The sequence below is a fragment of the Streptomyces sp. NPDC048338 genome (assembly GCF_043201055.1).
Taxonomy (GTDB): Bacteria; Actinomycetota; Actinomycetes; order Streptomycetales; family Streptomycetaceae; genus Streptomyces.
The window spans coordinates 203141-216205 of sequence record NZ_JBICYQ010000001.1 but is presented as its reverse complement, the minus strand read 5'-3'; the positions used below and the strand labels follow the sequence as shown (position 1 = coordinate 216205).

General features: G+C 73.4%; 8 protein-coding genes. 4 read left to right on the top strand and 4 right to left on the bottom strand.

Annotated features, from left to right (window positions below; all coding sequences use genetic code 11):
• Positions 1 to 57: 57 nt before the first annotated feature.
• Positions 58 to 2340, bottom strand: a complete 2283-nt coding sequence (locus ACGFZF_RS01010; protein ID WP_393550325.1) for an FdhF/YdeP family oxidoreductase — start codon at positions 2338 to 2340, stop codon at positions 58 to 60.
• Positions 2341 to 2462: 122 nt separating this feature from the next.
• Between ACGFZF_RS01010 and polA the strand changes: the two genes are divergently transcribed.
• Positions 2463 to 5174: a DNA polymerase I gene (gene polA / locus ACGFZF_RS01005; RefSeq protein WP_393550323.1), complete on the top strand. Its 2712-nt coding sequence runs from the start codon at positions 2463 to 2465 to the stop codon at positions 5172 to 5174.
• A 156-nt stretch (positions 5175 to 5330) separates the two neighbouring features.
• Here polA and ACGFZF_RS01000 read toward each other — a convergent pair whose 3' ends face one another.
• Positions 5331 to 6221 (bottom strand): DUF4184 family protein, encoded by an 891-nt coding sequence (locus ACGFZF_RS01000; protein WP_393550321.1) that lies wholly within the window; start codon positions 6219 to 6221, stop codon positions 5331 to 5333.
• A gap of 230 nt (positions 6222 to 6451) precedes the next feature.
• On the opposite strand from ACGFZF_RS01000, the gene ACGFZF_RS00995 reads away from it, so the two are divergent.
• From ACGFZF_RS00995 to ACGFZF_RS00985, 3 genes are all read left to right on the top strand, one after another.
• Positions 6452 to 8167, top strand: a complete 1716-nt coding sequence (locus ACGFZF_RS00995; protein WP_393550319.1) for a lytic murein transglycosylase — start codon at positions 6452 to 6454, stop codon at positions 8165 to 8167.
• A gap of 156 nt (positions 8168 to 8323) precedes the next feature.
• The gene (locus tag ACGFZF_RS00990) at positions 8324 to 8464 is read left to right on the top strand and encodes an SPW_0924 family protein (RefSeq protein WP_393550317.1); all 141 of its coding nucleotides are present in this window, start codon (positions 8324 to 8326) and stop codon (positions 8462 to 8464) included.
• 11 nt (positions 8465 to 8475) lie between these two features.
• A complete protein-coding gene (locus ACGFZF_RS00985; protein WP_393550315.1) occupies positions 8476 to 9444 on the top strand; it encodes a DUF3068 domain-containing protein in 969 nt (322 codons plus the stop codon).
• On the opposite strand, the gene hrpB is transcribed toward ACGFZF_RS00985, so the two are convergent.
• Positions 9431 to 12001: an ATP-dependent helicase HrpB gene (gene hrpB / locus ACGFZF_RS00980; protein ID WP_393550313.1), complete on the bottom strand. Its 2571-nt coding sequence runs from the start codon at positions 11999 to 12001 to the stop codon at positions 9431 to 9433. The genes ACGFZF_RS00985 and hrpB overlap by 14 nt on opposite strands.
• A gap of 112 nt (positions 12002 to 12113) precedes the next feature.
• Positions 12114 to 12950, bottom strand: a complete 837-nt coding sequence (locus tag ACGFZF_RS00975; protein WP_393550311.1) for a class I SAM-dependent methyltransferase — start codon at positions 12948 to 12950, stop codon at positions 12114 to 12116.
• Between the last annotated feature and the right edge of the window lie 115 nt (positions 12951 to 13065).

Below are 13065 nucleotides of genomic sequence, written 5' to 3'. Positions count from 1 at the left end.
TTCGTCTTCGTACGGCTGCTGATCCAGCTGATCCAGCTGGTCCGCCTGAGCAAACGCTTAGGCGGACTGCGATTGTTCCAGACGCACGATCACGGACTTGCTGGCGGGGGTGTTGCTGACGTCCGCCGTCGACTCCAGCGGCACCAGGACGTTCGTCTCCGGGTAGTACGCCGCCGCGCACCCCCGGGCCGTCGGGTAGTGCACGACCCGGAACCCGGGCGCCCGCCGCTCGCTGCCGTCCGTCCACTCGCCGACGAGATCCGCGTACGCCCCGTCGGCCAGCCCGAGCGCCGCCGCGTCCTCCGGGTGGACCAGGACGACCCGCCGGCCGCCCCTGATCCCGCGGTAGCGGTCGTCGAGACCGTAGATCGTGGTGTTGTACTGGTCGTGCGAGCGCAGGGTCTGCAGCAGCAGCCGGCCCTCGGGCACCCTCGGGTACTCCACCGGCGCGGCGGTGAAATTGGCCTTGCCGGTGGCCGTGGGGAAGCGGCGCTCGTCCCGCGGGGCGTGCGGCAGCGCGAAGCCGCCGGGGTTCCGCGCGAGCCGCGCGTTGAAGTCGGTGAAGCCCGGCACGACGCGTGCGATGCGGTCGCGGACCGTGGCGTAGTCCTGCTCGAACTCCTCCCACGGCGTCGCCGACGCGGTGCCGAGCACGGCCCGCGCCATCCGGGCCACGATCGCCGGCTCGGACAGCAGGTGGGGGCTCGCCGGCGGCAGGTTGCCGCGGGAGGCGTGCACCAGCCCCATCGAGTCCTCGACCGTCACGAACTGCCGGCCGCCGCGCTGCACGTCCTTGTCGGTGCGCCCGAGCGTCGGCAGGATCAGCGCGCGCGTGCCGGTGACCGCGTGCGAGCGGTTCAGTTTGGTCGAGACGTGCACGGTGAGCCGGGCCCGCCGCATCGCGGCCTCGGTGACCTCCGTGTCGGGCGTGGCCCCCACGAAGTTGCCGCCCATCGCGAAGAACACCTTCGCCTCGCCGTCGCGCAGCGCCTGGATCGAGCGGACCACGTCGAAGCCGTGGTGGCGCGGCGAGACGATCCCGAACTCCTTGTCCAGGGCGTCCAGGAAGGCGGGCGCGGGCCGCTCGAAGATGCCCATCGTGCGGTCGCCCTGGACGTTGGAGTGGCCGCGCACCGGGCACACCCCGGCGCCCGGACGCCCGATGGCGCCGCGCAGCAGGAGGAGGTTCACCACCTCGCGGATCGTGGCCACCGAGTGCTTGTGCTGGGTGAGTCCCATCGCCCAGCAGACGATCGTCCGGCGCGAGGCGAGCACCATCTCCAGGGCCCGCTCGATCTCGTCGCGGCCCAGACCGGTCGCCGTGAGCGTCTCGTCCCAGTCCGCCGTGCGGGCGGCGGCCGCGAACTCCTCGTACCCGTGGGTGTGGGTGCGGACGAACTCCTCGTCGACCGCTCCGTCCGCCTCCAGGACCAGCCGGTTGAGCAGCCGGAAGAGCGCCTGGTCGCCGCCGATGCGGATCTGCAGGAAGAGGTCGGTGAGGGCGGCGCCCCGGAGCATGCCCTGCGGCGTCTGCGGGTTCTTGAACTTCTCCAGGCCGGCCTCGGGCAGCGGGTTCACCGAGATGATCCGGGCACCGGCCGCCTTGGCCTTCTCCAGCGCCGACAGCATCCGCGGATGGTTCGTGCCCGGGTTCTGGCCGGCCACGATGATCAGGTCGGCCTGGTGGAGGTCCTCCAGCGAGACGCTGCCCTTGCCGATGCCGATCGTCTCGGTGAGCGCGGAGCCGGACGACTCGTGGCACATGTTGGAGCAGTCCGGCAGGTTGTTGGTGCCGAACTCCCGGGCGAAGAGCTGCAGCAGGAACGCGGCCTCGTTGCTGGTGCGGCCCGAGGTGTAGAAGAGGGCCTCGTCGGGGGAGGCCAGGGCCCGCAGTTCCTCGGCGACGATCGCGAACGCCCGCTCCCAGGTCACCGCCTCGTACCGGTCCGCGCCCTCCGGCAGGTACATCGGCTGCGTGATCCGGCCCTGCTGGCCCAGCCAGTAGCCGCTGCGGCCGGCCAGGTCGGACAGCGGGTGCGCGGCGAAGAAGTCGGGGGTGACCCGGCGCAGGGTCGCCTCCTCGGCGACGGCCTTCGCCCCGTTCTCGCAGAACTCCGCCACGTGCCGCTTGTCACCCTCGGGCCAGGCGCACCCCGGGCAGTCGAAGCCGTCCTTCTGGTTGACCTTGAGGAGGGTCCGCGCGGTGCGTCGCACGCCCATCTGCGCCTGGGCGATCCGCAGGGTGTGGCCGATGGCGGGCAGACCGGCAGCGGCGTGCTGCGGCTCCGCGACCTGCGGCGCGTCCTGGACCGGATCGCCGGCGGGCGGCTTGCTGACCATCGCGCTCTCCCTTGAGCGTCGGTTCCGTGAGGTACCCCCCGATCCTGTCACGCGGTACCGACAAAGCTCCACGTAAGGTCGGTGTGGAGGGGATTGTCAGCGGTCCGTGGCAGGATCGTTCCGTGGCCGAGACAGCATCGAAGAAGACCGCAGACCCCCGTCCCCGCCTGCTCCTCATGGACGGGCACTCCCTCGCGTACCGGGCGTTCTTCGCGCTTCCCGCGGAGAACTTCACGACCGCGACGGGACAGCCGACCAACGCCATCTACGGCTTCGCGTCGATGCTGGCGAACACGCTCCGCGACGAGGCGCCCACGCACTTCGCGGTCGCGTTCGACGTGTCCCGCAAGACGTGGCGCTCCGAGGAGTTCCCGGAGTACAAGGCGAACCGCTCCAAGACCCCGGACGAGTTCAAGGGCCAGGTCGAGCTGATCGGCGAACTGCTGGACGCCATGCACGCGGAGCGCTTCGCCGTCGACGGCTTCGAGGCGGACGACGTGATCGCCACGCTCGCCACCCAGGCCGAGGCCGAGGGCTTCGAGGTCCTGATCGTCACCGGCGACCGCGACTCGTTCCAGCTGATCACGGACCACGTGACGGTGCTGTACCCGACCAAGGGCGTCTCCGAGCTGACCCGCTTCACCCCGGAGAAGGTGGAGGAGAAGTACGGCCTCACCCCCCGGCAGTACCCGGACTTCGCCGCCCTGCGCGGCGACCCGTCCGACAACCTCCCCGGCATCCCCGGCGTCGGCGAGAAGACCGCGGCGAAGTGGATCAACCAGTTCGGGTCGTTCGCCGAACTGGTCGAGCGCGCCGAGGAGGTCAAGGGCAAGGCCGGGCAGAACCTCCGGGACCACCTGGAGGCCGTGAAGCTCAACCGCGTGCTCACCGAGATGGTGCGCGACGTCGAGCTGCCCCGGACCGTCCGCGACCTGGAGCGCGCGCCGTACGACCGCACGGCGCTCGCGCTGGTCCTCGACACCCTGGAGATCCGCAACCCCTCGCTGCGCGAGCGCCTGCTGGCCGTCGACCCGGGCGCCGCCGAGGAGCAGCCGCCGGCCCCCGCCGCTGGTGTCGAGCTGGACGGCTCGGTCCTCGGCTCCGGCGAGCTGGCCCCCTGGCTGGCCGGGCACGCCGACCAGCCGCTCGGTGTGGCCACGGTCGACAGCTGGGCGCTCGGCACCGGAAGCGTCGCCGAGATCGCCCTGGCCGCCGCGGACGGCGCCGCCGCCTGGTTCGACCCCACGCAGCTGGACGAGGACGACGAGCGGGCCTTCTCCGCGTGGCTCGCCGACCCGGCCCGGCCCAAGGTGCTGCACAACGCCAAGGGCGCCATGCGCGTCCTCCCCGAGCACGGCTGGACCGTCGCCGGGGTCACGATGGACACCGCGCTCGCCGCCTACCTGGTGAAGCCGGGCCGCCGTTCCTTCGCGCTCGACGCGCTCTCCGTCGAGTACCTCCACCGGGAGCTCGCGTCGGCCGCGGCCGACGACGGGCAGCTCGCCTTCGGCGCCGACGACACCGCCGAGGCCGACGCCCTGATGACTCAGGCGCGGGCCGTGCTCGACCTCGGCGCGGCCTTCGAGGAGAAGCTCGGCGAGGTGGGCGCGCGCGAGCTCCTGCACGACGTCGAGCTGCCCACCTCCGCCCTCCTCGCCCGGCTGGAGCGGCACGGCATCGCGGCCGACCGGGCCCATCTGGAGGCCATGGAGCAGCAGTTCGCGGGCGCCGTGCAGCAGGCGGTGAAGGAGGCGCACGCCTCGGTGGGCCACGAGTTCAACCTCGGCTCGCCCAAGCAGCTCCAGGAGGTCTTCTTCGGCGAGCTGAACCTGCCGAAGACGAAGAAGACCAAGACGGGCTACACCACGGACGCGGACGCGCTCGCCTGGCTCGCCGGGCAGACCGAGCACGAGCTGCCGGTGATCATGCTCCGGCACCGCGAGCAGGCCCGGCTGCGCTCCACGGTCGAGGGGCTGATCAAGACGATCGCCGCGGACGGCCGTATCCACACCACCTTCAGCCAGACGGTGGCCGCCACCGGACGCCTGTCCTCCACGGACCCCAACCTGCAGAACGTGCCGGTCCGCACCGACGAGGGCCGGGCGATCCGCCACGGCTTCGTCGTGGGCGAGGGCTACGAGTCCCTGATGACCGCGGACTACAGCCAGATCGAACTGCGGGTGATGGCCCACCTGTCCGAGGACGAGGGCCTCATCGAGGCGTTCGCCTCCGGCGAGGACCTGCACACCACGGTCGCCTCGCAGGTCTTCGGGGTCGAGCGGTCCGCCGTCGACGCCGAGATGCGGCGCAAGATCAAGGCCATGTCCTACGGCCTGGCGTACGGCCTGTCCGCCTTCGGCCTCTCCCAGCAGCTCAACATCGAGGCGGGCGAGGCGCGTGCCCTGATGGACACGTACTTCGAGCGGTTCGGCGGGGTGCGGGACTATCTGCGCCGCGTCGTCGACGAGGCCCGCGCCACGGGGTACACCGAGACGATGCTGGGCCGCCGGCGCTACCTCCCGGACCTCAACAGCGACAACCGCCAGCGCCGCGAGGCCGCCGAGCGGATGGCGCTGAACGCCCCGATCCAGGGCACGGCGGCCGACATCGTGAAGGTCGCGATGCTGAACGTCGACCGCGCGCTGGCCGAGGCATCCCTGACCTCCCGCATGCTCCTCCAGGTCCACGACGAAATCGTGCTGGAAGTGGTCCCGGGCGAGCGGGAGCAGGTCGAGGCCCTGGTGCGCCGGGAGATGTCCTCCGCGGTCACCCTGCGCGCCCCGCTCGACGTCTCGGTGGGCGTCGGCCCTGACTGGGAGTCGGCGGCGCACTGACCGGACGGGCCCGGGCCCGCGACGCCGATGCGTCGCGGGCCCGGGCTTTCGCATGTGCCCGCGGACCGCGAACGCCCGGCTCCCGGACGTCCTCCCGGGACTTCGTGTGCGGTGCCGCACGGTGCGGTGCGGTGCCTCGGGTGCGGGGCGGCCGGTTCAGCGGGGGCCGCTCGGGCGGGCGGAGGAGGTCTCCCGCGCGCCGGCCGGGTCGTCGGTGCCCGGCGCCGTCGCGGCGTGCGAAGCCGCGGGTGTCCTGCGCAGCCGCGTCCACGCCGCGTACAGCACGAGCCCGGCGGCCAGCCCCGCGCCTCCGCCGAAGCAGGCCGTCGGGATGAGGTCCAGCGGCTTGTCGATCCGGCCCCAGTAGGCGTAGAAGCGCAGGCAGCGGTGGACGATCCCGGCGAGGAAGCACGCCCCGATCAGCGCGCCCGCCAGCCGGCGCCCCCGCCGGTCCAGCACCACGATCCCCGCGGGACGCGCCAGGTCCGCGGGCGTCGCGCGCAGCGCCCGGACGACGAACCACACCAGCAGACCGAAGGCCAGGGCCGAACCCCCGTACTGCGCGTACAGATAGACCGGGAAGCCGGCCACCAGCTCGCCGAGGAACGGGATCACCCGGGTTCCCCAGCGGTCGAGGTGCGTGAAGGAGTCCCACACGACGTGCGTCGTCGCGCCGAGCATCGCGGACAGGCAGAACCAGCCGGCCAGCGCCGGTGCCCGCCGCCCCCGCCAGGAACTTCCCCGGACGAAGCCGTACACCCGCCCCTGCCATCGTGCCGGGAGCAGCGCCACCAGCGGCTCGCGCAACAGCAGCCACACCGCCACCAGGACGGCGGTGATGAGCACGTCGGCGGTCACGACGCCCACCACCGAGTGCGTGACGGTGCCGAAGGTCATCGCGCCGGGGATCACCGAGGCGGCGAAGTAGGTCATGTCGGGCGAGAACGACCCCGCCACGAGCGCCGAGGCGATCAACGGCCCGCGTGCGGTGCCGTCCCGCCGGATGCCCGGGAGCACCGCGGCGGCATGGCTCAGCGTGAACGGCATGGAACATCCCCCTCATGATCTGTGCCGACCGGCGGAGGCCCCCCGGGTCCGAGGTCGGTGGTCATGTCCAGTATGCGGGAGTGATTCCTTCGAGAGGGTGAGCGGCCAAGAGGTGACGAAAGCGTGAAACACGGTCAAGGCCCGGTGTTCCGGGGCCCGGAGTTGTCATAGGGTCGCCTGAGTCCGCGCGCGGGGAGCGCGAACGCAGGTCAAGGGGAGGGACTGTACGTATGGCAGCGCAATTGGGCCGCCGTCTGCGCAAGGGGGCCACCAGCAGCGCTGTGGTGGCCGCGGCGGTCGCGGCGCTGGCCGCCTCGCAGGCTCCGGGTGTGACTCCGCCACCGGCGGACAACGCGAGCGGGGACCGGTCCATCGGCACCGGGGACGCGACCACGCCGCCCGAGGGCTCGGCGACCGGCGGTTCCCCGTACTACACCGACCTGCCGCCGCTGAACACGCCCAACAAGCCCGGCACTTCCATAGACCTGCCGATCGTGACCGGACCGGCGGAGGCGGGCATACCCGCGTCCGTGCTGGCCGCCTACAAGCGGGCCGAGCAGTCCGTGCGGTCGAGCGACCCCGCCTGCAACCTCCCCTGGCAGCTGCTCGCCGGCATCGGCAAGGTCGAGTCGGGGCAGGCGCGCGGCGGCCGCGTGGACGCCAACGGGACCACGCTCTCGCCCATCCTCGGCCCGGTGCTCAACGGAGTCGGCTTCGCCGACATATCGGACACCGACAAGGGTGCCTTCGACGGCGACGCACGGCACGACCGCGCCGTCGGCCCGATGCAGTTCATCCCCTCCACGTGGGCCACCTGGGGCCAGGACGCCAACGGCGACGGCCGCAAGGACCCCAACAACATCTACGACGCCGCCCAGGCGGCCGGTCTCTACCTCTGCGCCAACAACCGCGACCTCGCGGTGAAGGCCGACCTGGACCGGGCGATCCTCAGCTACAACCGCTCGACGGAGTACCTGAACACGGTGCTCTCCTGGTTCGAGTACTACAAGCGCGGCAGCCACCAGGTCCCCGACGGCACCGGCGTCCTCCCCGTCGACCGCAGCGACGTCCCCGCCGGCCGGAACCCCTCGCCGTCGCCGACCACCCCGGCCCCGACGAAGCCCGCGACGCCCAAGCCCAGCCCGTCGAAGCCGAGCACGCCGACCCCGCCGCCCGCGACCCGGCCCCCGGCCGAGCGCGTGGCGAAGCTCGCCGACTCCGGCACGGGCACGCTCAAGGCCACCGCGGGCACGGCGTTCGCCGGGCGCCCGACCGTCCTCGCGCTCGACGCCGCGGGCAAGCCGGTCTCCGGACTGGCCGTGCGCTTCGAGATCGTCGGCGCCACCGACTCCCACTTCGGCGGCGGTGTCAAGACCGTCACCGTCACCACCGGCGCGCAGGGCAAGGTCGTCTCCCCGGCCGTCCGGGCGGGCGAGCAGGCCGGCGCGTTCACCGTGCGGGCCTCCGTCGCCGGCCGCAAGCTGGCGGTCGTCGACTTCGCCGCGACCGTCACCGTCCGGCAGGCCGACACCCTGGTCAGCGACTCCAAGGAGCTGAGCGCGACCACCGGCACCGGCTTCGCGGACCGGATTCTCGTGACGGCCACGCTCGACGGCGCGCCCGCCGCGTCCGTCGACCTCACCGCCGCCGTGCTCACCTCCGGCGAGGACCCGCAGCCGGCCACGAAGGGGCCGTACTTCAAGGACGCGAACGGCGACCCGGTCCGGACCCTCAGCGGACTGAGGACGGACGAGAAGGGCCTGCTCACCCTGCCCGACCTCTTCGCGGACGGCGAGGCCGGCACGTTCGTGCTGCGCCTGACCACGCCGGGCGGCGGCACCGTGGACATCGTCCTCAAGGTCACGGCTCCCGAGCCGGAGCCCACCCCGTCGCCGACGGGATCGACGGGCGCGTCGCCGTCCCCGTCGGCCTCGCCCACCACCTGAGCGTCCACCGCCACGCTCCTCGCGCCGCCCCCTCGTCCGCCCGGACGAGGGGGCGGCGCTCTGTGTTCTGAGTGCAACGTGTTCTCATCTCGCGGCCGCGTTGCTACGGTGCCCCCGCCCTGACGCTGTATCAGATCGAGCACCGGGAGGACGATCGTGCGCGCCCTCGTCGCCGCCGCCATCGGGCTGGTCCCCGCCCTCCTCGTCGTGCTGCTCTTCACGACGGTGGACCTGCCGCCCGACGGACCGACCTCGCCCCGCCCCCTCCTCACCGCCGACCCCGGCCCCCACCCGTAGGAGGAGCGCCCATGCGCCGCCTGGCGAGTCTCGTCCTGCTCTCCCTCGCCGTCTGCTTCGCCTCGATGGCCCCCACCCTGCGCTGGTACGTCTTCCCCCGCGCGGTGAAGATCCCGCCGAACCAGTACCAGGTGACGATCCTGGAGGCGAAGCCCGCGACACTGCTCAACTACTCCACGCTCAAGGCCGAGAAGGTCGACAAGATCACGATCATCCAGACCCTCAAGGGCAACGTGGCGGAGTCGAAGCGGATCGAGAAGGACGCCGGCCGCGACGTCGTCGTCTGGGACTCGCTCTCCCACGTCGCCGGCCCCGACGGCAAGATGGTCTCCCAGATCCCCGAGCGCTACATCTTCGACGCCCACACCCAGGACCCCGTCCACGCGACCGGCGAGATGGTCGACGGCGACGCCGTCCGGCGCGAGGGCATCGAGTTCAAATGGCCCTTCCTCACCGAGAAGCGGGACTACCAGTACTTCGACGCCCAGGCGCGCACCTCGGCCCCCATCCACTACAAGGGCGTCCGGGACTTCAGGGGCATGGAGGTCTACTACTTCGAGCAGACCATCCCCTGGACCCGGGTCCCCATGCCCAGGTCGATGCCGATCAAGGGCATCACCCCCGAGTTCCTCGCCCAGACCGGCATCACCCGCTGGTACACCACCAAGCGCATGTTCTGGGTCGACCCCGTCACCGGGGCTCCCGTCAACGGCGAGGAGATCCACCGGGAGGAGCTCCGCAACGCCCGCAAGCTCATGGGCCAGGACACCGTCACCGCCTTCGCCGGCCACGTGAAGATGCGCGAGGACTACCTCCGCAGCACCGGCGAACTGGTCAGGACCAACCGCACCTACGTCCTGCTGCTGACCTCCTATCTGCCCTGGACCTTCGCCGGGCTCGCCCTCGTCCTCCTCGCCCTCGCGCTCTGGACCGAAGCCCGGAGCCGGCGGCCCGCCCCGGAGCCGGTCACCCCCTCCTGAGCCGCGCGCTGGTGTGCCGGGTCGGCTGCGCCGCTCCCGGATCCTCCGGCCACGGGTGCTTGGGATAGCGCCCCCTGAGCTCCGCCCGCACCGAGGGGTAGCCGCTCCGCCAGAACGACGCCAGATCGGCCGTGACCGCGGCGGGGCGGCCGGCGGGGGAGAGGAGATGGACGAGCACCGGCACGCCCGCCACCCGCGGCGTCTCGGCCAGGCCGAACATCTCCTGGAGCTTCACCGCCAGGACGGGCTGCTCGCCGCCGTAGTCGACCCGTATCCGGGAGCCGCTCGGCACCTCGATCCGCTCCGGGGCCAGCTCGTCCAGCCGCGCCGCCTCGCCCGTCGCCCAGGGCAGCAGCCGCCCGAGCGCCTGCCCCGCGTCGAGCCGGCCCAGATCGGCCCGCCGGCGTGCCCGCGACAGCTCGGGCTCCAGCCACTCCTCCGCCCGGTCCAGCAGAGGCCCGTCCGCCACGTCCGGCCACGGCGCACCCAGCACCCGGTGGAGGAAGCCCAGCCGCTGCCGCAGTTCCGAAGCCTCCCGGCTCCACCGCAGCAGCCCGAGACCCTCGCGGCCCAGCCCGTCGAGCAGCGCCGCGCGGACGAGGCCGGGGTCCGCGTCCTCCCGCAGCGGGCGCACCGCGAGCTCGACGGCCCCGAGCCGGGACACCGACCGCGCCACCACGTCACCGTCCTCCCAATGCACCTCCTCGCCCGACGAGGAGAGATGCCCGGCCGCCGCGCGTGCCACGTCCTCGTCCACCACGGCCGCCAGCCGCACCCGCGCCGTCGCGTTCTGCGCCGTCCGGTCGGCCACGGCGACGGCCAGCCAGGAGGCCTCGCGCAGCGCCGAACCCTCGGCGAGCGCGGCCCCCGTCCCCGACACCATCAGGAACCCGCTGCCCTCACGGGCCCGCGCCACCCGCTCGGGGAAGGCCAGCGCGGTCACGAGCCCGGCCACGGCGTCGTCCGCCCGCGCGGCCCCGCCCGAAGCCCCGCCGCCGATGCCGGTCCCGGTGCCGGATCCCGGGTCCGCCTCCGCGGCCGACCGCTCCAGCCTGCGCGCCTCCGCCTTCCAGCGGGCGCCGTACCCGTCGCCGCCCCGGCGCGCCGCCCGCCACGCCGCCGCCAGGTCGTCGCCGTACACCCGCGGCGGCTCCTCGCTGAGCAGTGCCACCACCTCGGCCGCCCGCCGGGCGCCGACCTCCGGCGCGCCGTCCAGCAGAGCCCGCGCGAGCCGCGGGTGCACGCCGATCCGGGACATCCGCACCCCCCGCTCCGACACCCGGCCGTCCTCGCCGACCGCGCCGATCGCCGTCAGCACCGACCGCGCCGCCGCCATCGCCCCGGCCGGCGGGGTGTCGAGGAGCGCGAGGCCGGCCGCGTCCGGGTCGCCCCAGCACGCCGCCCGCAGGGCGAACGCCGTCAGGTCCGCGACCCGGATCTCCGGCGACGGGAAGCGCGCCTGCCGGGCGTCGTCGATCTCCGACCAGCAGCGGTACACCGTCCCGAAGCCCTCGCGTCCCGCCCGTCCGGTCCGCTGGGTGGCGACCGCGACGGACACCGGCACCGTCGCCAGGGACCCGAGCCCCCGGGCGTGGTCCGTCCGCGGCTCCCGGGCCAGCCCCGAGTCCACGACGATCCGCACGCCCGGCACCGTCAGACTCGACTCGGCCACGGACGTCGTCAGCACCACCCGGCGTGCGTCCCCGGGTCCTCTCCCCTTCAGTACCGCGTCCTGCACCGCCGCCGGGGCCCGGCCGTGCAGCTGGAGCACCTCCACGTCGAGGTCCGCCAGCATCCCCGCCGTCCGCGCGATCTCGCCCGTGCCGGGGAGGAAACAGAGGAGGTCGCCCTCGTGCCGGTCGAGGGCCAGCCGCACGGTCGCGGCCACATGACGCAGCAGGGCGGGATCGACCCAGGTGCCGTGCGCCGGCCGGACCCCGGGCGGCGGAGCCGCGAACAGGACACGGCACCCGTGCCCCTCGCCCGTGGCCCGGACGACCGGCGCCGGGCCCGCGGAGTCGAGAACCGTGAGCAGGTCGGCCCAGGCCCGGGTGTCACCGGTCGCCGAGGCCGCGATCAGACAGAGGTCGGGTCGCACCGTCGCCCGCACGTCGACCAGGAACGCCATCGCCGTGTCCGCGTCCAGATGGCGCTCGTGGCACTCGTCGAGGAGCACCACGTCCACGCCCGGCAGCTCAGGGTCGCGCTGGAGCCGCTGGAGCAGGACACCCGTGGTGACGACCTCCACCCGGGTCGCGGGGCCGGCCCGGCGCTCCCCGCGCACGGAGAAGCCGACGGCCCCTCCGACCTCCTGCCCGAGCAGCCACGCCATCCGGCGCGCCGCCGCCCGCACCGCCATCCTGCGGGGCTCGGCCACCAGCACCCGCCGCCGCGGACCGTCCCCTATGAGTCCGGCCAGGGCCAGCGGCACGAGGGTGGTCTTGCCGGTGCCGGGAGGCGCGGCCAGCACCGCCGTGCCGCGCTCCTCGAGCGCGGTCAGCAGCTCGGGGACGGCGTGGCGGACGGGGAGACGGTCGAGTGCGTCGTTTCGGATCACGCACTCAGTCTCGGTCCTCGAGCGAAGTGGTGGGCCGCGTCGTCCACAGGGCCCACCACTTCATATGACCATCACTCGGCCGGCGCCGGGCCGGGCCGAGCGGCGCCGCCCGCTACGCGGTCCCGCTCCGCTCGCAGACGAAGATCGCCGTGCCCGGGATCAGGTTCCCCCGCAGCGGGGACCAGCCGCCCCACTCCTGGCTGTTCCACTCGGGCCACTCCGGCTCGACCAGGTCCAGCAGCCGGAACCCGCCGGCCACCACGTCCCGTACCCGGTCCCCGATCGTCCGGTGGTGCTCCACGTAGACGGCCCGCCCCCGCTCGTCCTGCTCCACATAGGGGGTGCGGTCGAAGTAGGAGGCGGAGACCGACAGGCCCTCGGGGCCCGGCTCGTCCGGGAACGCCCAGCGGAACGGGTGCGTCACCGAGAAGACCCAGCGGCCGCCCGGCCGCAGCACCCGGCGCACCTCCCGGAACACCTTCACCGGGTCCGCCACGAACGGCACCGCCCCGTACGCCGAGCACGCCAGGTCGAAGGAGCCGTCCCGGAAGGGCAGCGCGCCCGCGTCCGCCTCGACGAGCGGGACGTCGGCGCCGATCCGCAGGGCGTGCTGGAGCTGCCGGTGGGAGAGGTCGAGCGCCACCGGCCGCGCCCCCTGCGCCGCCAGCCAGCGCGAGCACTGCGCCGCGCCCGCGCCGATCTCCAGGACGTCGAGCCCCTTCAGCCCGCCGGCCGGTCCGAGCAGCTCCGCGTCCGCCTCGTCGAGACCTTCGGGGCCCCAGACGAACCGGTCGTCCCCGAGGAACGCTCCGTGGTCGCTCTGGTACTCGTCGGCGTTCCTGTCCCACCAGCCACGGCTCGCCCGGCTGCTCTCCGCGTCCCCCGCGTCACGCCGGGTCGCCTCCGGCTCGAAGTCGCCCTCGTCTTCGCGTCCGTACTCTTGGTTCATCTCGCCCGTCGATGTAGTTTGCGCTCAGCGCGGCTGTCCTGGCTCGCGGCCGTATGGCCTGGAGCGACTCGAGTTGTGCCGGTTATGAGGCGATCCGCCCCGGGTGCGCGCTTCG

Bases quoted from the DNA above. Each gene is read 5' to 3' on its own strand.
- ACGFZF_RS01000 (WP_393550321.1), bottom strand. From the start codon at position 6,221: ATGCCGTTCACGCTGAGCCATGCCGCCGCGGTGCTCCCGGGCATCCGG.
- ACGFZF_RS00975 (WP_393550311.1), bottom strand. From the start codon at position 12,950: ATGAACCAAGAGTACGGACGCGAAGACGAGGGCGACTTCGAGCCGGAG.
- ACGFZF_RS01010 (WP_393550325.1), bottom strand. From the start codon at position 2,340: ATGGTCAGCAAGCCGCCCGCCGGCGATCCGGTCCAGGACGCGCCGCAG.
- ACGFZF_RS00985 (WP_393550315.1), top strand. From the start codon at position 8,476: ATGCGCCGCCTGGCGAGTCTCGTCCTGCTCTCCCTCGCCGTCTGCTTC.
- ACGFZF_RS00995 (WP_393550319.1), top strand. From the start codon at position 6,452: ATGGCAGCGCAATTGGGCCGCCGTCTGCGCAAGGGGGCCACCAGCAGC.